Source organism: Butyrivibrio proteoclasticus P6B7, assembly GCF_000622085.1.
Lineage (GTDB): Bacteria > Bacillota > Clostridia > Lachnospirales > Lachnospiraceae > Butyrivibrio > Butyrivibrio proteoclasticus_A.
On sequence record NZ_JHWL01000005.1, the window covers coordinates 173,161 to 194,544 of the forward strand.

20 protein-coding genes and 1 tRNA gene are annotated in these 21,384 nt (G+C 41.7%); all 21 read right to left on the reverse strand.

Annotation, left to right across the window (positions count from 1 at the left end; all coding sequences use genetic code 11):
* Positions 1-44: 44 nt before the first annotated feature.
* Positions 45-893 carry a hypothetical protein gene (locus T541_RS0106670; protein WP_026651962.1) on the reverse strand — a complete coding sequence of 283 codons (849 nt, stop codon included), beginning with the start codon at positions 891-893 and terminating at the stop codon, positions 45-47.
* Between the two features lie 15 nt (positions 894-908).
* On the reverse strand, positions 909-1,949 hold the full coding sequence (locus T541_RS0106675; RefSeq protein WP_197025147.1) for a M56 family metallopeptidase: 1,041 nt from the start codon (positions 1,947-1,949) through the stop codon (positions 909-911).
* A 242-nt stretch (positions 1,950-2,191) separates the two neighbouring features.
* The gene (locus T541_RS0106680) at positions 2,192-2,587 is read right to left on the reverse strand and encodes a BlaI/MecI/CopY family transcriptional regulator (protein ID WP_026651964.1); all 396 of its coding nucleotides are present in this window, start codon (positions 2,585-2,587) and stop codon (positions 2,192-2,194) included.
* Between the two features lie 102 nt (positions 2,588-2,689).
* The gene (locus T541_RS20620; RefSeq protein ID WP_051538127.1) at positions 2,690-3,262 is read right to left on the reverse strand and encodes a hypothetical protein; all 573 of its coding nucleotides are present in this window, start codon (positions 3,260-3,262) and stop codon (positions 2,690-2,692) included.
* Between the two features lie 143 nt (positions 3,263-3,405).
* On the reverse strand, positions 3,406-4,209 hold the full coding sequence (locus T541_RS20625; protein WP_051538128.1) for a hypothetical protein: 804 nt from the start codon (positions 4,207-4,209) through the stop codon (positions 3,406-3,408).
* A 16-nt stretch (positions 4,210-4,225) separates the two neighbouring features.
* Positions 4,226-4,357, reverse strand: coding sequence for a hypothetical protein (locus tag T541_RS21980; protein WP_278247047.1), 132 nt, complete (start codon positions 4,355-4,357; stop codon positions 4,226-4,228).
* A gap of 390 nt (positions 4,358-4,747) precedes the next feature.
* Positions 4,748-4,820 (reverse strand) — tRNA-Pro (locus T541_RS0106700).
* A 118-nt stretch (positions 4,821-4,938) separates the two neighbouring features.
* Positions 4,939-5,613 carry a hypothetical protein gene (locus T541_RS0106705; RefSeq protein WP_026651965.1) on the reverse strand — a complete coding sequence of 225 codons (675 nt, stop codon included), beginning with the start codon at positions 5,611-5,613 and terminating at the stop codon, positions 4,939-4,941.
* 410 nt (positions 5,614-6,023) lie between these two features.
* Positions 6,024-7,097: a substrate-binding domain-containing protein gene (locus tag T541_RS0106710; RefSeq protein WP_026651966.1), complete on the reverse strand. Its 1,074-nt coding sequence runs from the start codon at positions 7,095-7,097 to the stop codon at positions 6,024-6,026.
* A 152-nt stretch (positions 7,098-7,249) separates the two neighbouring features.
* Entirely contained in the window at positions 7,250-8,278 is a 1,029-nt protein-coding gene (locus T541_RS0106715) for a galactose ABC transporter substrate-binding protein (RefSeq protein WP_026651967.1), read from the reverse strand.
* A gap of 17 nt (positions 8,279-8,295) precedes the next feature.
* On the reverse strand, positions 8,296-9,273 hold the full coding sequence (locus T541_RS0106720) for a substrate-binding domain-containing protein (RefSeq protein WP_026651968.1): 978 nt from the start codon (positions 9,271-9,273) through the stop codon (positions 8,296-8,298).
* Positions 9,263-11,092: a histidine kinase gene (locus T541_RS0106725; protein ID WP_026651969.1), complete on the reverse strand. Its 1,830-nt coding sequence runs from the start codon at positions 11,090-11,092 to the stop codon at positions 9,263-9,265. Before T541_RS0106725 ends, T541_RS0106720 begins: the two co-directional genes overlap by 11 nt.
* Before the next feature lie 62 nt (positions 11,093-11,154).
* Positions 11,155-12,753, reverse strand: a complete 1,599-nt coding sequence (locus T541_RS0106730; RefSeq protein WP_026651970.1) for a response regulator — start codon at positions 12,751-12,753, stop codon at positions 11,155-11,157.
* Complete coding sequence (locus T541_RS0106735; RefSeq protein ID WP_026651971.1) at positions 12,750-13,058, reverse strand: hypothetical protein; 309 nt, start codon at positions 13,056-13,058, stop codon at positions 12,750-12,752. The genes T541_RS0106730 and T541_RS0106735 overlap by 4 nt, the downstream gene beginning before the upstream one ends.
* Positions 13,059-13,259: 201 nt before the next feature.
* Positions 13,260-14,249: a galactose/methyl galactoside ABC transporter permease MglC gene (locus tag T541_RS0106740; protein WP_026651972.1), complete on the reverse strand. Its 990-nt coding sequence runs from the start codon at positions 14,247-14,249 to the stop codon at positions 13,260-13,262.
* A gap of 17 nt (positions 14,250-14,266) precedes the next feature.
* Entirely contained in the window at positions 14,267-15,778 is a 1,512-nt protein-coding gene (locus T541_RS0106745) for a sugar ABC transporter ATP-binding protein (RefSeq protein ID WP_026651973.1), read from the reverse strand.
* Between the two features lie 88 nt (positions 15,779-15,866).
* Complete coding sequence (locus tag T541_RS0106750; RefSeq protein ID WP_026651975.1) at positions 15,867-16,982, reverse strand: galactose ABC transporter substrate-binding protein; 1,116 nt, start codon at positions 16,980-16,982, stop codon at positions 15,867-15,869.
* Positions 16,983-17,625: 643 nt separating this feature from the next.
* Complete coding sequence (locus T541_RS0106760) at positions 17,626-19,188, reverse strand: hypothetical protein (RefSeq protein WP_026651976.1); 1,563 nt, start codon at positions 19,186-19,188, stop codon at positions 17,626-17,628.
* A gap of 360 nt (positions 19,189-19,548) precedes the next feature.
* On the reverse strand, positions 19,549-20,589 hold the full coding sequence (locus tag T541_RS0106765) for a phosphotransferase enzyme family protein (protein ID WP_026651977.1): 1,041 nt from the start codon (positions 20,587-20,589) through the stop codon (positions 19,549-19,551).
* Positions 20,590-20,649: 60 nt separating this feature from the next.
* The gene (locus T541_RS19045) at positions 20,650-21,012 is read right to left on the reverse strand and encodes a GNAT family N-acetyltransferase (protein WP_242840758.1); all 363 of its coding nucleotides are present in this window, start codon (positions 21,010-21,012) and stop codon (positions 20,650-20,652) included.
* Positions 21,013-21,038: 26 nt separating this feature from the next.
* A partial coding sequence (locus T541_RS21625; RefSeq protein WP_242840759.1) for a transposase occupies positions 21,039-21,384 on the reverse strand: 346 nt, incomplete at its 5' end.

The following is a 21,384-nucleotide window of genomic DNA, read 5'->3' on the forward strand; positions in this document are numbered from 1 at the left end:
TTATCAATTCTATTAACATCTGTTAATCATATTCGTATAAAAAACTATACTTCAACATCAAATAATCCGCCTGTTTCCTCTGGCAAGCTCTGTGAAACTGTATCCATTACTGGCATATCCATCCCTCCAAGTGATAAAGATACTCCGCTGTCATATCCTCCATAAAATGAAGCCTTCCCAACATTTTCTTTTTCCGCTTGCAACCTGTCAAACAAGGCTTTCAGATATTTTAGGTCTGCTTTAAGGATGTCCCTTGCCTCATCCGATCTGTGTTTTACCTTTAGCTGCTCCAGGTCTTCCGGTGTCATGGATCCGGAAAGAGCTTCTGCCATCTCATCCAGATCCTCATCAAGCTCAGCTGTTCCTTCTGCCATCTCCATCATATCCTCAGCAGCCATCTCCAGCTTTTCCATAAGAGCTTCAAACTCTTCCTGTTCCAGCTCTTTAATTTCTTCCTCAGAAGCTTCTTCATCAATGGTTTCTTCCGGCTCAAGCGGCATTTCTTCTTCACTTTCAATGCCTCTTTCTGCCCGTTCTTCCATCTTCAGATTCTTCTTTTTCTTGTCACAGGCACGCTGGACCATTTCTGCATGAAGTATAGCCCTTAGGATTTCTTCTTCATCATAGTCGCCGTTCTTTAGCTGCTTACGCAAAAGACCTATCTTCATCCTTATGCTCGTTGATACCTGTGCTGCTTTTCCTGAAGTCTTAGCAGCAAGCACCTGTGACGAAACCTGTTTGAAACTGTAAAGAGCTGCCTTTTTCTTTTTCCCGGTCTGTTTAGTAGGTTTGCAGATTCCTATGGTTCCAACATGATTCCCATAAGCATCATAGAGTTTTTTTCTGTAATGCGTTGTATTTCCGCTTACATTTACTTCCCATCCGCCATTCACAGCATTATCACCTCCTTACAGCCACATGATAATGCGGTCCCAAATATCCATATCCGTATGATTATCTAGCTTTATAATTCCATCATGTATTTCTTTTGCATTTATCTCTGCCCAACCACCACCTCCGCCGATTCCGGGGATCTTATAGTAGCCGCCTGATGAAATGTGAAACCATTCATCTGTTCCTTTTGCCTCAGGATATTGCTCTAACAGAGCCTTTCCATCCACGTAAATATATTCATCATCAAAATCTACTACAATTGATCTTTCCACATCTGTATAGTTTTTCTGTACATTTCCTGTATAACAAATGCCACTTATCATGCCAATATCATTAGTTCTTTTATATGAATTGGCTTTTATAATTCCCACTGAAGCCACAATCAGAGCCACAACAGTAGCTGTCCCAATGACCAGCATCTTTGGATTATAGGTTTTTCTGGAAACAATCCTTTCCAATCTCTTTTTCAAGATTTTGTAACTATCATCCCAGGCAAAAGACATTTCTCCCGCGCAGCCATATTTTTTCTTTGTCTGAGCAAGGTTTCTGGCGCATTCTAGGATAATCTCACCATAATCACATGCATCAATTCCACTTCTCTGAATTGTTACAGTATCGCATATGTCCTCAAGATCTCTTTTAAAAAAGCTCACACAAATATGAAGAAGTATATTAGGCCACAACAAAACTCGCAAAATATCATATGCCAGGAGTATCCAAATATGGCCAAGCATAATATGCGTTTCTTCGTGTTTTATAACAATCCCAGCTTCATCAGATGAGAGGCTCTCAGGGACAACAATTACAGGTCTTAAACATCCAGTACAGAATGATGACATCTCACCTGGGAACGTCTTGATTACATATTTTGATTTGTGCTCTTCAGAATCAAAGAGGCGATTTACTGAATCTGTAAGCTTTTTTCTTCTCCACCAATATCTGAATCCAATTGCTAGTATACCGATGATATAAACCATACCAATCCATTTGTGGCTTATACATAGGTTCTGCCACCAAAGTATCAGATATAAACCAGCCTTAGTCTCAAAATACACATGAAGCTTCCCACAAAAAATAATAGGAATCAATAGACACCACAAAGCAGCCTTTCCAAAAACGCTCTTAGAAAGCAGTGAGCTTCGCAGAATCATAATGATTCCCAATACAAAAACTGATATGATCGCACAAAAACCAAGTATGGTCGCAAAATAGACGCATACAAACTCTATAAACATATTCAGGTTTCTAAAGAATAATGGCATTCCCTGCATAACTACCCCTTTGCTCATCCATGAGCTTACTTATTCTTTTTAGCCTTAGCTATGAGTTTTTCCAGTTCCTTAATCTGTTCTTCTGACAGGTTTTCTTTATCTAATAATGCAAATGCAGCCGAAAGCCTGTTGCCTTCAAAATAGCTTTCTACGAAAGCACTGCTCTTTGCTCTTTGGCATTCCTCTCTTCCCTTTGCCGCCGTATAATGGTACACTCTGCTGTCATCGGGATCCACGGTATATGTAAGCATTCCCTTTTTGCAAAGTCTGTTTATCAGAACTCTTACCATTCTCTGTGTCATCTTGGAAGACTTCGGAAGTTTGTCCGTTATCTCAGCTGATGTAAGGTCATGACCACATCTCCACAGAACCTCCATGATCATCCATTCACTTTCACTTGGAAGCATCTCTTCTCTTGGCATAACGTCCCTCCCGCATGTGTTGAACGTGATACTTTAGACATCTATATAATATCACAAATAACAAGCATTAATTATAAACACAAATTAATAAACCATTAAGATTCATGTCTTTATATCTAAGCTATGATTTACGGAAACGCTGGCAGACACTTCAGATGGAGTCGTTGGAGCAACTCTTTCATCAATATGCGGAACGCTTGTGTTATAAGTTGATGCCGACTTTGTTTTAACAGTGGCTCCAGCAACTGTAATCTGCTTTTCTTCGCCTTCTCCAGGAATGCGAACATTTCCGGAATTCTTTTCAGCAATCCGCTCCTGAAGTTGTTCAGTATGCTCTCTTATCTCAGCACGTCTCTTTTCGCGCTGCTTTTCAAGACGTTCATTCTGCTTCTGTTCCTCAGCATCTGCTTTGGCTGCTTCGTTCATGTTGCTATTAAGCTCTGATAACTGTGACATTTCCTGCTGTCCTATTTCAGTAGCTTTTTTATTTATATGCTCAAGTTCTTCTTTCTTTTTGGCAACGTCGCCGCCCCTTCCAGAATCCAGCTTGATCTCCGCCTCCAGCACTCCGGCTTTTCCATCCATCTGTGACTTTATTGCATGCTGCGCCTTAACCTGTTTCATGGAACTGCTGGCAGATATAAGTGATCTTGTCATTACTTTTGATAAAGCCATTTGTCTACCTCCGTGTATTATGCTTCTATCGTTAGAGTTCCTAAAAATATGTATAGTTATCCTTTCATTTTGTTTATCGGATAACATCTGTTAATAATTAATAGCTGTTATTATTTTTTTATATTTTTTGCAAAAGATATCATTTAAAGTAGTAAGAACTCCTTCACTTTCTCAGCAACCATCCCTATTTCCAGTGGGCGTTCCTTGGTTTCCATACTGATGATCAGATTCTTACCAACAATAAGCCCACACTCTTCATAGTCCATGAGCTTTGCGAAATTATTTGTTGCATAGTCATCTTTATCAACTAATCCAAGATGCTCCCAGTACCACGTCTTGTTACGCTTCACATTTAAAAGAGCAAAGTCGGGATACTTGAATCTACCATCTCTAAGCCTGATTTCAGGTTCACAGACATAAGGAATATCATTGCTGTAAAAATTGTCCGCTAGTATTTTTTCTGACTTTGATCTCAGCAGTTCTCCTCTTATAGTTTGAAACTCATATTTCTTTTCATAGGAATTCTGGCTCCCAGGATGCCTATCATACCAATCCTTAATAAGCATATCCTTCGTTGCGCGTATTGGAGTCACAAGTTCCCTTCGGCCTTCACTAAGCTTTTCATAGAGCTCATCAATACTATCTATGTCATACCTATTATTAAACTTATCAAGCCTATTGATCATATCCTTTAAGTGCTTAAGCATCTTCTCGTCATAATCTCTCTGAAGCAAAAGCTTTATCCTGCTTATGTCGATTTTGGAAATATAGTGTTCTTTAGCCTCTCCTTCTTTTTTGAAATGATACTGATAGTTGCCATTGCTACTGCTCACACGGATATTTCCTCGTTCAAGGCCTTTGTAGCTCTTTACCTTTTGCGCAGCATCTTTCTCGAGCTGCCTAAGCTCATACAATTGTTTGTTTAATTCTTCTTTGTAATTGATCATATTTTCCTTTCTTGCCTTACTTTTCTTTCTTGTCTTTCTTTTCTTCCATATCTAGCATCTGCCTTCGGGGATTTTCCTTATGCAATCTAGTGTCTGCCTTCGGGGATTCAATTCCCTTTTCATCTAGCGCCCGCCTTCCCAAAATCACTATATTCCTCCCATTTACGGCTTTTTCTCAGCTTTTGTAATTAAAGAAGTATGGATGGAAATCTCCCTACGGCCCGATTTTGATTTTCCAATTTTAAGCAGTAAAGATTAGCTATCAATAGGCAATGAATGCTTGTCAGCTTACTGCTTTTTCTCCAATTACAGCATTCGAGCAGTAAAAAGAGCTATGAAAATCCAATAAATCCTTGTGTAAGAGCTTATTCTTACTGCTTTTTAATCAAAAAGTGGATTTAGGACGTCGGCATAGAATTTGTCGACATCTTTTTTGAATAAAATTGAAATTAAGACGTAAATCCTCTATCAATTTTGAATGACCACCAGGTCTCATATAAAAAGCGGAAAGCCAGATACCATCTAACCTTCCGCCTAGTCGGAGTGACGTGATTCGAACACGCGGCCCCTACCTCCCTAAGATAGTGCTCTACCAACTGAGCCACACCCCGACGACGTTTTCCATTATATAACGCGTGGGTCACAAAATCAATTGTTTTTTCTCATTGCTACTGTTGTCCCTGCATGAGCCGCAATCACACACAAAAACATCTCTTCTCTTATTTTAAATTATGATTGTTCCTGAGGAACACGATGAAGCTTATCAAGCCCAAGCCACAGGCCCGCAAGGATCACCATTCCGCCTATCAGGAGCACCTTAGATGGAATGTAGAAGTGGGAGCCAAGGCTCTCAGCTGCGCGATCTGAATTATCCTGGAACACCATCATGCTGGTGCTGAAAGTATTTATTTCAACTGCGAGGGTGTTGGCCTCAGTACTTACATTTTCAAGAAGTGCGTCATCGCCCATGTTTCTGCTAACCAGGTAGTAGGATCTGTCTTCCTTAACAAGATACAAAGGAATATCGATCAAAAGCTCCGACGCAGAGGAAATATAAGAAATGTCGCTAAGCTCACTATCCGCAAGGGATTTAGAGGCTGTCATGTCAATGAATACACCCTCATGCAAGGTTCCGTAGGATGATTCCAGGGACTCCATGGTGGAGTTCATCTCCTTCTCTTTTGCCTTGTTATCAAGGGTATCGGACATGACAAATACGAAGTCCAGCTCTGCGACTTCGCCGTTTTGAATTACATTCAGTTCCTTTTGGGTAAAACAGGACTCAATAACTTCCGTGTAGTCTCCAAACCTGATATTTGGGGCAGATACCTCTGACAAGCTTTCGGTTTGAAGTGAGATAGTTACGGTTCCTTCTCCATAAGCGATTTGCGTAACCTCGTTCATACTCTCTCCATAAAAGACATAATAAAAACACATCCCTGTGCTAAGAGCATAACATTTAATTACCCAAATAACGACAAACTCCATCTTAAGAATTCGCAAAAAAATCATAAACTCAGAAACCATCAGTAATAGAGCGCATTCTAACGCAAACAAGATAGCATGTTGCTTGCAACATGCTCGCGCCGAGCGCGGTTGCATTTATGCATCATTTACCTATCGCGCGATGTGCAGATCACTTGGCGAGGTTTTTTCGAGCCTAGTGAAATGTCATACACAGTAGTGCGCATCCATAGCGGAGCGTTTTTTATTGAATAGGAAAGCAATTTCCTATTCAATAAAAAAAGAGCCCGCAACCATGCGGACTCTCAGAACATTCAATCACAAACCATCACAAATACCGAATCTCAGTATCACTTAATAATCTCCAATATCTCCTGAGCATTCTCCTTAGTAGTCTTTACATACTCACAGCTAATATAATGCTCATTAGCAACGCCCTTAATGAAATTCATGGTGGCATCAGCAGCCGCATGGGACTGGGCAATAAAATCATTAAACACCGTTCCCAACATTGAGCCATCCTCTATCTTGGAAAGTGCTTCCTCAAGGGCATCAACGCCAATTACAAATACATCCTTACCAGGAGTAAGGCCATGCTCTGTGATGGCATCTATTGCGCCAAGGGCCATTGCATCGTTATTGCAGATCACCACTTCAACTCCAGGCTGCTCGTCCAAAGCCCTTGCCACAAGCTGCTTGGCATTATCTGTATTCCAATTGCCTACAGCATCGAAGAGGCAATTAAGGGACCAACCGGCATTCTCAAGAACACTGACAGAATACTGTGTCCTGTATCTGGCATCGATATTGCCCTGATCTCCTTCTATCATGTAATACTCAAGGGAACCATTACCGTTAAGATCCAGAGTCTCAAGACCAGCATCCAAGAGCAGTTCGCCCTGATAGATTCCAGACTGTCTTGCATCGCAGCCCACATAGGTAACGTCAAGATCATAATCTTCCCATCTGATCTCCTCCACCGCATCAGGCTCTCTATTAACATAAACAAGCGGAACCTGGGCCTCAGAGGCAAGATCCGTGATAGTCCTTGCTGCATCAGCATCTACAGGATTGATAATAAGAACATCCACGCCCTGTGTCAGATAATCCTTAACCTGATTGATCTGCACATATCTGTTATTATAGCTGTCACTTATCTTGATATTGTCACTGGTAAAGCCATTTGCCAAAAGATATTCCACAAGCTCTTCACAGTACTTAGACATAAAAATATCATTATCTTCATAAAGACAGATCCCAACCTTCTTGGTGCTCATATCACTTGAATCTGTAGAAACAGACGCTTCTCCCACAGCGCTGCTACCACTTTCAGGATTAGAAGTACCTGTCCCCTTGGTACATCCTGTAAGCAGACCAAGCATCAAAGCAAATGCCAAAAAGCCACTTACTATTCTTTTTTTCATACATTCTCCCAATAACTTACTTTTCATTCATAACATTATAACAGTATATCGCAAAAATGTTTTACTAAAATTCTTACTTAAATTTGTAAATTTTTGACATTAAAAAGAAAAAACGGCGCAAAATCCAGATTTCACGCCGCCTTAAAAAGAGCTTATCTCTTTATATATAAATTAATATTTGTAGCAGTCACCTTATCATAAGGTAATCTGATGTATTTCCCATCATCTATAGTGAACTCATCTGAAAGTTCCGTGATATCGCCGCCTCTGGCCAGTATAATGCAGAGTCTGTACATAGCCTTAGCCTGACCCTCCTTGTCGTTATAGACAGTTCCAACCATTCGGTCATCCCTTACCGCCTCAAGTCCCACGTCAGTTCCATCTATTCCAAAAATAGCAGGCCACTTACTCCTTATAATTCCAGCACTTTCATAAGCATCAATTGCTCCAAGGGCCATATCATCGTTATTAGCCAGCACCAGCTCAATCCCATCAGGATACTGATCAATAAACTGACTCATCTTGGTCTGGGCCTGGGCTCTGTTCCAGTTGGCAATAGCATAGCCCACCTTCTCAACCTCTACGCCGGAGGAAATCAGCGTATTAACTGAATACTCCGTCCTTACGATAGAATCCTGATGTCCAGCCTCGCCCTCAAGCACCACGTACTGAATAAGGCCATCACCGTTCTTATCAATGGACTTGTCCGCAAGACAGGCTGTAGCTGCCAGCTGACCCTCCATGATACCGGATTCCACCGCATTTGCTCCAACGTAAAAGAGCTTATTCCACTGATTGATGTCTCCTTCAACCAGCTCTCTATTAAAGAACACAATGGGAACATCACCCTTTTTAGCCGCATCAATAACAGCTGTAGGATCCGTTCTATCCACAAGATTAACGCAGATAACATCGCAGCCATCATCAATCATCTTCTGAACCTGCGTATTCTGGGTCTGTTGGCTCTGGGATGCGTTGTATACCACAATCTCCACGTTGTCCTCTTTAAACTCCTGGAAGCACTCCATAAGCTGAGACACAAAGGTATCGTACTGGTCATAGACCGTAACGCCTATCTTAACTTTTCCATTTCCGCTATCTTTTTTACCAACGTCGCACCCTGACAAAACAAGGGCCATCGCTAAAACAGTCAAAAGAAATAATGAACTAATTCTCTTCATAATCCCCCTTTGTCCCATTATCCAATAGGGAACATAAGTCTCTGGTTTTCCTCACTAAACAGGTTCTCCTTGTTAATAACCTTGTAGGGCACCTCTTCATCCATCATAGGTGTCAATTTATTCTCAAGCCTTGAATATACCGCCACAAGGCTCTGATAGCCCATGTAATACTCATTTGGAACAATCATGCTGTCAATAAGACCGTGGTCAATATAGGCCACATTTCTAATGGAATTGCCCTCTCCATAGATGTACACGTCATCCCCAGTCCAAAGGGCATACTCACAGATTGCTTCAAGCCCGTCATCACACAGAGCCACCAGGATATCAACCCTTTCATCCTCGGTCTGTCTATACCGAATAGCATTAGTTATGTTATTGATATTTCCAATTTCCCATGCTATTGTTGCCCCGGTTGACTCTATTCCATTAAGGAAGCCTTCGCGCCTTTTCTGCATGGAATACTGCTTCTGATTGCCCATTACAAGGCCAATCTTATAGTTGGATAAGTCATTACCAAGAGCAATCCTGAGCTCACTGGCTATTGCCCTCCCTAAAGCTTCATTATCAGCCTCTATGCAGGCATATTTGCCCTCTACGTCCACGTCCGCATCTGCAGAGGTATCCACCAGCTCAAGAGCCACCTTACCGCTTATCTCACTGATCATGTTCTCAGTTCCACGACTGTTGTCCACCTGCAGGATGAGTCCCTGGGCCCCATCAGCGATCTCCTCATTGATAAGCTTATACTCCTGATCCATGTTAACTCCGTTGGAGGTAGATACAATGTTAAGCTTGATATTGTAATCCTTGGCCGCCTGCTGCAGACCATTGTAAAAAGAATTCCACCTTACACTGGAGCTGTCCACAACCACCACAGACACCTTGTAAGGATTATCCTTCATTCCGCTCATGATCATGCCGGAAATACTGCCCGCCAGCACTATCACAAGAATCGTCGCTATAAAATAAGTAAAAAGGTTTCTATTCCTCATCCTGATGCTCCTTTCCAGACTCCAGCATCAGCCTGTTTTCCTCTGTATAATCAATGGCCGGAATATGGATAGTAACAGTGGTTCCCTCATCCGGTTCACTCTCGATCTTAAGCCCGTATTTGTCCCCAAATCTAAGTACAATACGCCTGTGCACATTGATAAGTCCCACACCAGAGCCCTTCTTGCGCACCTTACTATTATCATCTGTTAAAAGAGCTTCCACCTGCTCCTCATTCATACCAAAGCCGTTGTCAGACACAGTGATATAAACATCACCATCGTCTCCAATAAAGCCCTTTACTTCGATCTCGCCATCCTCCATATCCTTAACGCCGTAGTAGATGGCGTTCTCAAGGATAGGCTGCACAATAAGCTTAACTGTGCAAAGGCGCTTAATAGCCTCATCTATATCAAAGCTAACTGTAAAGGCATCCTTAAACCTTACCTTCTGAATATTCATGTAGTTCTCAGCATGGCGCATCTCATCCTCAATAGGAATGATGGTCTTGCCACTTGAAAGACTTACTCTAAATAGGCTGGCCAGCTGAGTGATCATAAATACCGCATCCTGGTACTTCTCGCCCTCGATCATCCACACAATGGAATCCAGCGTATTATAAAGGAAATGAGGATTGATCTGGGACTGAAGAGCATCAAGCTCAGACTTTCTCTTTTCCTCCTGAGAAGCCACCATATCCTTCATAAGCTGATTGATCTGATTCATGCTATCCCTGAGAGTCCTACCAAGGTGCTCTACCTCAGCCGGTCCCCCAATATAGATATCAGGATTCTTTTTACCCATCTCAATATCTCTGATGGAGTCGTTAAGCTTTCTGATAGGCATAGTAACTCTATTGGCCACGATTCTGTTAAGGAACAGCATAGCTAAAAGAGTTATGCAGACAACCATGATTACGTAGAATCTGGTATCGCTCATGCCCAGGTGATAATTCCTCATAGGAATGACGCTGACCAGCTTCCAACCGGTATAGCTGACTGTATCTACAGTAACAATTCTCTTTTCACCGTCAAACTCTTCGATCAGGCTGCCGTCCCCATACTGCGGGACTGCAGAGTTATTCTCCTGATAAAGGCCAGTAGTGATCTGCATAAGCCTTGGGTGATAGATAATATTCCCCGTTGAGTCGCAAAGATAGATATACTGCTGAGAATTGCTCTCATTAACGCTATCAAGCATCTGCTCGATGACAGCGTAGTTCATATCTACCAAAAGCACACCTCTTTTGGGCACGCCGCCGTAGTTAAGCTCTACAGCTCTGCTCAAAGAGATAACCCAGTAATATCTGAAATTGGGATCGTCCACGAAAATATTCTGAACATGTGGTAAAGAAAAATGTAGATTCTCAGGCTTAGCAAGGGCCTTCTTAAACCAGTTCTGGGAAAGAACATCCACCTGGTCCTTCTCAACGCCTACAGGAGAAGCGAAAAACAAGTTCCCCTCATCATCATAAAGGGCCAAGCTTATAAGATTATCCTTGTTAGCCTCGTATAGAAGGTTCATCTGGGAATCGATGGACTCTTCCTTAATATCTGCCTCTTTAATGGCATCGTAGTACATGGCATCAGACATTCGTCTCATGCTGCGAAGGTAGTCCTCAAGGTTAACCACCGTCTGACCAAGGACCTGCTCCGCATTCTCAGTCATCATCTGCTCTGAGCGGATAGCAAAGCGCTGATAAAGAACCACGCCCATTACAAGCATACAAATTAAAGATACAACGGTAAAAGAGATTGAAATTGCCACCTGAATACTGCGTGGCACCACTTCCCTCATGTATCTGCTTATAACCCACTTCATTCTCAGATCATTAACTTTTGCTTTGACACTATCTTTGATACTCAATTCAAACGCCCATTTCGTCAGCTTTTGCCAGACTTATACTTAGATGGTGACATACCAAACTGCTTCTTAAAGACATAACTAAAGTAATTAGGATCTGAATATCCAACCTGCTGCGCAATCACATAGGTCTTTTCATCAGTCTCGATCAGCATCTTGACTGCCTTGTCCATTCTGTAGTCAGTAAGATATCCAACAAAGGTCTTCCCTGTCTCCTTCTTGAAAACCGTGGAAAAATAAGCTGAACTTACCCCCAGATAATTGCAAATGAAATCAATGGAAAGATCCTGATTGTCGTAGTGATCATGGACATAATCCACAGCCTTGGACACAAAGCCCTTGGTGGTGTCCTGTCTCTTGTGACCGATAAGCTCATGCATCTTAACACAAATCTGGCCAAAATACCTGGACAGCTCAGACTTCTCCATCTGCTGAACTCTATTGTATATATCTATATTTTTATCGATTATTTCGTTAATATCAAGCTGATTGTTCTTGGCAAACCTGTAAAGCTCGCTGACAATATCCATTACAAAGAAGCGATAATTCTGAATGGATGACTGCTTGGCAAGACTATCATCAATATACTTGCAGGCCGCCTCGTAAACCTCAGATTCGTCCGCCATCTTGATCTTCTTGAACACGTCTCTGAGTGCATCCTCTTCTGAAGTCTCGTCAGAATCTGTATCCCTTGGAGAAACCTCAGAAATGTTGATAGCCTTGTTGCTTCCATAGAGAACCCTGTAAGACACAGCCTCTCTGGCTCCCTGATAGGAAGTGCTGATGTCGCCAAGATCGCTGCAGACATTGCCAACGCCGATGGTAACTACCGCCTTGCAGATACTCTCTGAGAGTCTGCACAGCTTATCACATTCATCGGTGAAAAGAGCTACCTCTTTTTCCGAAGTCAGCTCGCAGAGCATAACTGTACTACCAAGGTAGGAAAAGAACTTAATTTTCCACTGAGGGTCGATTCTCTCCTCAATAAGCTTCCTTACTGCCATTGAAAGAAGCACCCTATTCATACCCTCAGGAATACTGGAGCTACTAATATGAACCAGCGCTATAAGATAGCAAGGGCCTGAAAGAGAAATCCTGTAGTTGTCCAAAAGGCCTTCAATCCTGTCCTTCTCCACTCTACCCTCTATGAGACTCGAAAAGAAATCCTCCTGTAAAAGAGGAAGTGAATCCATATAATAGTTCTCAAGTTTAGCCACGTTAAGCTTTTCATCAATCTCTTTGTCGATGGACTCGTGAACTCTTTTAAACACGCTCTGGAGCTCCCCTGCGTCAATGGGCTTAAGGATATACTCCTCAGCCTCAAGCCTGATGGCCTCCTTGGCATATTCAAATTCATCGAATCCGGAAAAGAAAATGATCCTTATATTTGGGTAGAGCTTCTTAAGATTCCTTGCCAGTTCCATTCCGTCCATATAAGGCATCTTGATATCTGACATTACAACTTCAGGCCTTGTACTTTCTGCAAGTTCCAAGGCCTCAATTCCATTATGAGCGTATTTGGGCACTTCATAGCCCATGCTCTCCCAATCCATTTTTTTCATAATAGCCTGGGCAACGTCTTCCTCGTCGTCCACCAGCATCACTCTGTATTTATTCATGAAAACCTCTCATGCATGAATTTCCACATAATCCCCATGGCTATCACCGCTGCGATGATCTCTATCATGGCCGCAAGAGGACTGATAAAAGAAAGAGCTGCCATAATAAGGGTTGCAACCCCGAGAAACAGAATGATAAAGCCCGCATACTTGGCATATTCCTCAGGATGCTTTATTGAATCAGGATCATCCTTTTTGATAATCTTAATGTCCTTAGTGATAATAAGTCTAAGTCCAAAAAACAGGCAGACTGCGAATACTAAAAGTTCGATTCCAATCTGCTCCATAACAGCTGAAAATGTCATAACAAAAACCTCTTATAAGAAAGTATGTTGCTTGCAACATGCTCGCGCCGAGCGCGGTTGCATTTATGCAACATTTACCTATCGCGCGAGTGCGCATCCATAGCGGAGCGTTTTTTATGATATAGGAATTTCGGAGAAATATCCTATATCATAAAAAATGGGGTGTAGCGTTTGCCACACCCCTTATAATACACGATTTGATTACTTCTTAGCAACGTACTTACGAATATCAAGAGAGATAGCGATGAAGATAACTACTCCGATTGAGATGTACTGTGCGTTAGCATCAACACCAAGATACTGAAGAGCTGCCTTAAGGAGTTCGAATACGGCTACACCGATGATAGCACTTGAAACCTTACCACGACCACCAGTAACTGATACACCACCGATTGTACAAGCTGCGATAGCTTCCATCTCGTAACCAAGACCAAGGTTAACTGATGCACCACCAGCCTTAGCACCAAGCATGAATCCTGCAAGACCATACATCATAGCTGCCTTCATGTAGATAAGAACCATTGTTGTTCTTACTGGAACACCGGCAACCTCAGCAGCCTGTGGGTTTCCACCGATAGCATACATGTACTTACCATGACGAGTCATGTTGAAAATGAACCATGTAATAGCTGCAACAAGGATTGCGATCCAGATAAGGTAGCTTACGCCGAGGAACTTACCTGTAGCGATAGCTGTGTACTGTGTTGTATATCCACCAAGAGGAGTTGCCTTTGTGTAGATAAGAGCAAGTCCATAAACGATTTCCATCATAGCAAGTGTTGCGATGAATGGTGGTACGTGAAGGAATGCAATGAAGAAACCTGTGATTGCTCCGAAGAATCCTGTAATAAGAAGGACGATCAAAAGAGCTACAAAGATGTTCATAGGCTTCATGTTAGGGAAGAACTTTCCAGAATAATCCATCTTCTGAAGAAGTGTTCCTGCGATACATGCTGCAAAACCGATCATACGTCCAGCTGAAAGATCACAACCAGCTGTGATAACACAACCTGCAATACCAAGGGCAATTACAAGTCTTGAACTCATATTCATAAGAATATTGAAAAGGTTGTTGGATGTTAAGAATCTGTCGTTTGTGATACCTGTGTAGATAACCAGGATGAACATAACGATTATAACACCATTATTGATAAGAAAGTCTGCTGCTTTCTGTTGCTTTGTCTTTACCATTTTTCTTCTCTCCCATTTTAAAATTGAGTAGCGTAACTCATTACTTTTTCCTGAGTCATCTCAGCTTCCTCAGTGATTTCTCCGCGAAGCTTACCATTACACATTACATACAGTCTGTCTGACATACCAAGAAGCTCTGCCATTTCTGATGAAATCATAATGATTGCTTTACCCTGCTTAGCAAGATCTGTCATGATCTCGTAGATCTCGTGCTTAGCACCTACGTCGATACCTCTTGTAGGCTCATCCATGATAAGGATGTCTGGGTCATTAGCAAGCCATCTTGAAACGATAACCTTCTGCTGGTTACCACCTGAAAGATTAGCGATGTGCTCTTTCATACTAGGTGTCTTAATGCTCAGCTTCTTGATACTATCATCAACAACCTTGTTGATATTCTTGTGATCAAGAACAAAGCCTGCCTTTAAGTACTTATTGTAAACTGATACGCCTACGTTATCCTTGATTGAAAGGCATCCAAAGATACCTCTTCCACGTCTATCCTCTGTGATCATACCGATTCCGGCATTCATAGCTGCCTTAGGATTCTTGATCTTAACTGTCTTACCGTGGATCTTGATCTCGCCTGCTGAAAGATTTCTTATACCGAAGATACCTTCCATAAGCTCTGTTCTCTGAGCTCCTACAAGACCACCAAATCCAAGGATCTCACCCTTTCTAAGGGTAAATGATACATCCTGGAAGGATTTCTCATGGATTGAAGACAATCCCTTAACTTCCATTACCACCTCACCAGGAGTTCTGTCCTTAGGTGGATAAATATTGGTAAGCTCACGACCTACCATCTTAGCGATGATGTCATCTATTGTAAGGTCCTTAGCTGGCCATGTTCCAATATATGTACCATCTCGCATAATTGTTACGTCATCTGCTATGCGCTTGATCTCATCCATCTTATGTGAGATATAGATCATTGCAACACCTCTTTGTCTGAGGGTTTCCATAATCTTGAACAGCGCTTCTACTTCACTATCTGAAAGAGAAGATGTTGGCTCATCGAAGATGATTACCTTAGCGTCATGAGAAACGGCCTTTGCGATTTCTACTGACTGCATCTGTCCTATGGACAATGTTCCAAGCTGAGCCTTCGGGTCGAAGTCCATGTTTACTTCCTTCAGCCACTTCTCTGTTTCTTCGTACATTGTTTTATGATCAATTACTTTTAAAGGTCCAAAATTCTTAGTTGGGAATCTTCCCAAAAACATATTCTCGCCAACGCTTCTAGCAAGTACTGGCTGTAATTCCTGATGTACCATTGCGATACCTTTTTTCATTGCTTCATCAGGATTCTCGATGGTTGTCTTTTCTCCATCAATAAAGATTTCTCCGGCATCCATTTTGTAGATACCAAATAAGCATTTCATAAGAGTTGATTTGCCGGCTCCGTTCTCTCCCATAAGTGCATGGACGGTACCGGGCCTTACTGCCAATTGTACGTTATCCAGTGCCTTTACACCAGGAAAGGACTTGGATACGCCCCGTAGTTCCAATTTATACTCTGATGCCATATCGTGTCCCCTTCTTATCCTTTTCTTTACATATATATGGTGCGGATGCGATAAGCACCCGCACCAAAAAACTCTTCTCTAAAAAAGATTACTTAAGACTATCAAGTGTTGACTGAGCGTTGTCAGATGTAACCTTTACATAGTCACAACCAATGTAGTGCTCGTTTGTAGCACCTGTGATGTAAGCGATAGCTGCATCAGCTGCGCTGTGTGACTGTGAAATGTGATCGTTGAATACTGTACCTGTCATTGTTCCAGCGATAACGTCCTCAAGTGCCTCTGTAAGAGCATCAACACCTACAAGGAAGATATCCTCGCCAACCTTACGGCCAGCAGCGTCGATTGACTGAAGAGCACCAAGTGCCATAGCATCGTTGTTGCAGAATACAACTTCTGTCTCAGGATGAGCTGAAAGAGCGTTAGCTACAAGCTGCTGAGCTGTTGCCTGATCCCAGTTACCTACCTGATCATCAAGGCAGTCAACTTCCCAACCAGCGTCTGTAAGAGCCTTAACTGAGAACTCTGTTCTGTACTGAGCGTCAACGTTCTCTGGGTCACCTTCGATCATGATGTACTGAACCTTGCCGTCGCCGTTAAGGTCAACTGTCTCAAGACCAAGATCAACGATGATTTCGCCCTGCATTGTACCTGACTGACGAGCATCACATCCAACGTATGTTACGTTCCAGTTGTTATCTGCCCATCTAGCTTCCTCATCTGCATCAGGCTCACGGTTGATGTAAACAAGTGGAATGTTTGCATCTACAACCATATCTGTGATTGTAGCAGCTGATGAAGAGTTAACTGGGTTGATGATAAGTACATCAACACCCTCTGTGATGAAGCTTGAAATCTGGTTTGTCTGTGTAGCCTGGTCGTTAGCACCATCTACGATCTTAATGTTATCCTTTGAGAATCCCTGTGAAACAAGGTATGTCTCAAGCTCGTTACGGAACAATGTCATGAAGTTATCAGAGAACTGATAGATACATACGCCAACCTTCTTATCTGCAAGATCAGCATTTCCAACTGACTCTACAACTGCCTCAGCTGTCTGCTCTGCACCAGCGTTAGCATCTGTCTGCTCTGTCTTCTCTGTGTTGTCTGGAGTTGACTCTGCAGGAGCTGATCCTGAAGTACATCCAGCAAGCATTGAAAGTGTCATTACTGATACTGTCAAAAGACTCACCAATTTCTTTTTCATTTGTAAATCCTCCTAAATAATATGATAGTTTTTTGCTTGAGGCCCCCATAAGTGTTGCCTCAGCTTTTGTTTACAATAGGAATTATAGCAACGGCTTTTGTGCAAAAACATAGATTATTCTTCTTTTATTCTTAGAAATCCTTTGAAATTTTATACACTATTATGGGTTTTGCACAATTCCTGCGCTCGGTTTTTGTGCACTTTTACCTCCGTAAACGTTTTCGGCAAAAATCGTTCCCGTCATTTTGGTGAGTTTGTATGCAAGTTGCTGAATTGTATGGCTACGCGGATGGGATTGGGGTGTTGAATCATAGTGGCTATGCGGAAGGACCTGAGGTGTTGAATCATAGTGGCTATGCGGAAGAATGCGCTGGGGCTATGGGCTTGCAAATGCTCACGTCTCCTCGCTGTGACTTCCTATGGCTCATATAAGAAAAAGGGCTCATTTCACCGTCGTTCAGAGAAATCGCCCTTTTTCTTATATTTCACCAAGGAACTCATCAGCTCGATCGAATGATTCGCATTTACAAGCCCATAGCCCCAGTACATTCTTAGGTATTGGCTATGAACATACAATAGACAACTTTGTATTATTAACTTCAGATATAAACGACGATATCTTTCTTACAAATGTTTCTTTTTATTACTCGTCTAAAAAGTGCATATATAATTTGTTATCCAAATAGTTCTGGATATATTCGTCTGAGGTCATTCCAAAATCTTCTTCGAAAGAACCTGAGGATGAGATAATGCTGTCAACGCCATGTTTTGCGATAAGGTCAGCTGTGACAATCATGGCTGCAGAGCCTTCAAGCTCATTTCCGAGTCTATCTGCTACATTAATCCCTAGTTCGTTATTGTATACGTCTCTTATAGTTCCTGCAAATGGAGCAAGCATCTCTCGATCTTCTGATCCAAAGAGAGTCAGGGAAGCAAGACCCTCCGCAAATTCCGCGCAGGAAAGCTGATTATTCTTTCCCTTATCTTTTTCTCTTAATATCAAATAGTACTCTCTTACTTTCTCCATATATTCCATGGCTCTGGCCTGTTCATATTTTGCCCTGGATTCATCGTCCATAATGCCTTCATCAAGCCAGTCATGTTTGAAGCCAACCCAACTGTCATGATTGTACGTATAGTTATCTTGGTATTCTAGGCAGTAATACGCTGCCAGGCCTTCGTTAAGCCACGATTCATCATGGGAGTAATATAGGGTCCAATGAACATATTCATGAATGAACTGATATGGACTAACTAGTGTTATTATCCCGTCTTTAGTATTAATATGTGATATTACTCCCTCGGATGATGGGATGACTGTAACATTTTTCCTAAAGCTCTCTTCATCATAAATGTCTGACTCTGAGGCAACCCTTTTGCACAGATTACGAATTCCCTCCTCTGTTTCGTAAAGAACGCTGTAAACTGCATCGGCAGTTTTAAGCCATTCAACATCACCAATTTCCCAGGTGTTTCCAGCGCATATAACATAGATGGTAGTTCCGTTTTTCACGGCTGTGGCAGTTTCTACAGCTTCATCTACCTCATCGAATCTAAAATCTGCAGTAAATCCAATATCTGCAAGCCATTCGCTTCTGTAATCATTTGAAGAAAAGTCATTAAATGAGTATTTATCCAGAACGTATTTTGTCAAGTAATATGCGCAGTCTCTGGACATTTGCATATCGCTTTCTTCTGAAAACTTATCAAAAAAGTATAAGGCAAATAGAGGAAGTGCTTTCTCTTCTCTATTACCAAGATATTCTTTTACTTCATCCTCTGTATTAACAGGTGTGTAGTCAAATGCATATTCTGCAAGACCAACCGTTTTCCAGTATGATAGGTCTGTGCACTTATCAGTGAATACTTCATAGAAGTTGTCATTATCAATCTCCCTCTCGGTAAAGCTAACAAGACCATCTCTTTTTACATGTTTGGTAGCAGGACCAATCGCAAACTCAATGTCTGTAAGGGGTACAATTTCTGATACTCTCTGCCATGCATCCTTAACTTTATTAACGGATTCTTCAGTCACATCCTCTGAAAGAAGTGAAATGCTCACCTCTGTGCTGCTTGCCAAAGTGCTACTTGCTAAAGTACCAGCGTCACTTCCAATATCCCCACTATTTCCCTGTGCTGCACATCCACAAAGCATTGCCATGGAAAGCAAAACTCCAATGCATCTGTAAACTACTTTTTTCATCATTACTTTAATAACTCTCCCAACTAATTTGTTCTTTTTGCTTATAATAGCAAACCCCATTTTTCAGACAATGCTTATCCTCTGTAATATACTAAATAGAGGCTAAAATGTCAGAAATAGGATTCAATTATAGCAAAAAAACAAGGACGTTTCACGCCTTTTTATATCAGCCTCTGAATCCATTTATTTATATGTCTCATTACATAGTCTTGTTCAAAATTTGGGTACCACAATTTAGATTTTGAATACATAAACCCCTTTTCTAAAGTAACAGAACAATAAAATCGGTGCCAAATATTTTTGTATTTGACACCGGTGGGATCGCTTTATATTCAGATACTATTGTAAGACTATACTGAAATTTTATATCTCTACCTCAAAAGGTGATTCGTTGTCAAAAATATCACTGTAGAAGCCAAACCAACTAAGCCCCTCCACAAGGCACTTCACATTGTAGCTTTCTTCCTCATCGAAAACGAATTCTTCACCGGAAGCCTTCTTTACCTCAAAGACATCAATGATATTTTCCATCAATACTGCATTGACCATCATTTCCAGATGCTCAAGTTCTTCATCGGTTATGGTGCACTCAGTCCGGTATCCATTAATGACCATCTGCATATATTTTTCCATATATGCCCGTCTTTCATCTGCGTCTTCATTCCAGGCAATCCACCCAAGACCATGGGACCATAAATTGGCAATATCATATAAATACCAGCAAGTACGACAATTATCAAAATCAAATACATTGATTTTCCCTGTATCATACTCAATGTTATAGTTTCCATCGCTATAGTCAAAGTGAACCATTCTGTAGTTTTCGGAGTTCTGCGGAAGTTTGCGCAGTTCCTCCAGAATTTCATGCAGTCTGTCTTTAACCCGATGCCCCATCTTCATATGTAAACAAAAGAAATCATCCGGAATAAGGCTCTCGAAATAGTCTTCATTGTACTTCTCGAAGAAATCAAAACGCTTATGAATCGGTCTGTAGTTCTTTGAAAGTGCATGTATTTTCCCTAAAACCTTGCCGGTAAGAAAGAAGTACTCGTCTATCGAAACTCCTTCAATATACCGGTAACCATGATCGGCTATCTGATCACCTTTTGCAGTCTCGAACATGGTCACTGCCTTCTCATCGATAATTTCAATACGGTTACCTTTCCCTGAGGGAATGGAATCTGCCACACTGGCTCCGCCTGCAGAAAGATAATGTACATACTCGATTTCCGCCTCATAATCTTTAATGCTTCTATCTGAAAGAGAAGACACTCTGAGTACCGAATCAGTCCCAATCATAAATACCATATTCCTTCCGCCTTCATGCCCGGGGACTTCCTTGGCAGAGGCAGTATCGAATCCGTAAAGTTGTGCCGCTTTGACTAAAAAATCTTTTTTTATCATATGATTATTTTTTATCCTTTTCTTCTTGGTCGATTATCCTGCAAGTTATTTTCTTAAGCGCTAGGAAGCTCCTTGCAATTCTTTCTTAAAGAATCTGTTCATGGTACTATGAACTACCTCTTTAGGTCGCTCTATTTCTTTATATCCCTTCTTTTCATAGATATGAATTGCAGCCTGAAGATTGTTATGGGTCTCCAGATACGAAAACTTGTATCCCGCTTCTCGCATCCTGTCTTCAATGAAGTCTATCAGTCTGTATCCAAGCCCTGAACCCTTAGCTGCATCCGTAAGATAGAGTTTTTGAAGCTCTGCTGTATCTTGCATCGGTTCAAATTTGTCATATCCGATTCCACCGATAACTTCACCATTATCACCCTCGATGACAAAGTATTTCCGCTCATCATTCCCATGAACTACCCTCACCGACTCCACGTCGAAAAGGGTTTCTGTTATGCCGCAGAGCGGCATGACCCCGCACGATGCTCTATGCATCCTGCAGAACAGGGCATGTCCACTATGCCTCTATCCCATTGGCTTACCTTTGGGAATACTTTCCTTAAGATATTTGCAGCTCCATTTATGTCTGCATTTGTTATTGTACCATCGTAGTGCCTGTAAAGTCCTCTCTGTATCCGCTTTCCTGAAAAAGTGGGGTTATCCTTCGCATTCTTTTTATATACAGGGATATAGTCCTTTGCAAGGTAGTCTGCCTTTGATGTGTAGCTTTCTTCTGTAAGGACAAACCTTATACCATATTCAGCAAGTTTGTATCTGAGCATGTCTGCAAATATCAGC

Excerpts from the sequence above, each read along its gene's own strand:
- T541_RS0106680 (WP_026651964.1), bottom strand. The coding sequence starts at position 2,587 with ATGCCAAGAGAAGAGATGCTTCCAAGTGAAAGTGAATGGATGATCATG.
- T541_RS20620 (WP_051538127.1), bottom strand. The coding sequence starts at position 3,262 with ATGGCTTTATCAAAAGTAATGACAAGATCACTTATATCTGCCAGCAGT.
- T541_RS20625 (WP_051538128.1), bottom strand. The coding sequence starts at position 4,209 with ATGATCAATTACAAAGAAGAATTAAACAAACAATTGTATGAGCTTAGG.
- T541_RS0106705 (WP_026651965.1), bottom strand. The coding sequence starts at position 5,613 with ATGAACGAGGTTACGCAAATCGCTTATGGAGAAGGAACCGTAACTATC.
- T541_RS0106710 (WP_026651966.1), bottom strand. The coding sequence starts at position 7,097 with ATGAAAAAAAGAATAGTAAGTGGCTTTTTGGCATTTGCTTTGATGCTT.
- T541_RS0106715 (WP_026651967.1), bottom strand. The coding sequence starts at position 8,278 with ATGAAGAGAATTAGTTCATTATTTCTTTTGACTGTTTTAGCGATGGCC.
- T541_RS0106720 (WP_026651968.1), bottom strand. The coding sequence starts at position 9,273 with ATGAGGAATAGAAACCTTTTTACTTATTTTATAGCGACGATTCTTGTG.
- T541_RS0106725 (WP_026651969.1), bottom strand. The coding sequence starts at position 11,092 with ATGAAGTGGGTTATAAGCAGATACATGAGGGAAGTGGTGCCACGCAGT.
- T541_RS0106730 (WP_026651970.1), bottom strand. The coding sequence starts at position 12,753 with ATGAATAAATACAGAGTGATGCTGGTGGACGACGAGGAAGACGTTGCC.
- T541_RS0106735 (WP_026651971.1), bottom strand. The coding sequence starts at position 13,058 with ATGACATTTTCAGCTGTTATGGAGCAGATTGGAATCGAACTTTTAGTA.
- T541_RS0106740 (WP_026651972.1), bottom strand. The coding sequence starts at position 14,249 with ATGGTAAAGACAAAGCAACAGAAAGCAGCAGACTTTCTTATCAATAAT.
- T541_RS0106745 (WP_026651973.1), bottom strand. The coding sequence starts at position 15,778 with ATGGCATCAGAGTATAAATTGGAACTACGGGGCGTATCCAAGTCCTTT.
- T541_RS0106750 (WP_026651975.1), bottom strand. The coding sequence starts at position 16,982 with ATGAAAAAGAAATTGGTGAGTCTTTTGACAGTATCAGTAATGACACTT.
- T541_RS0106760 (WP_026651976.1), bottom strand. The coding sequence starts at position 19,188 with ATGATGAAAAAAGTAGTTTACAGATGCATTGGAGTTTTGCTTTCCATG.
- T541_RS0106765 (WP_026651977.1), bottom strand. The coding sequence starts at position 20,589 with ATGATAAAAAAAGATTTTTTAGTCAAAGCGGCACAACTTTACGGATTC.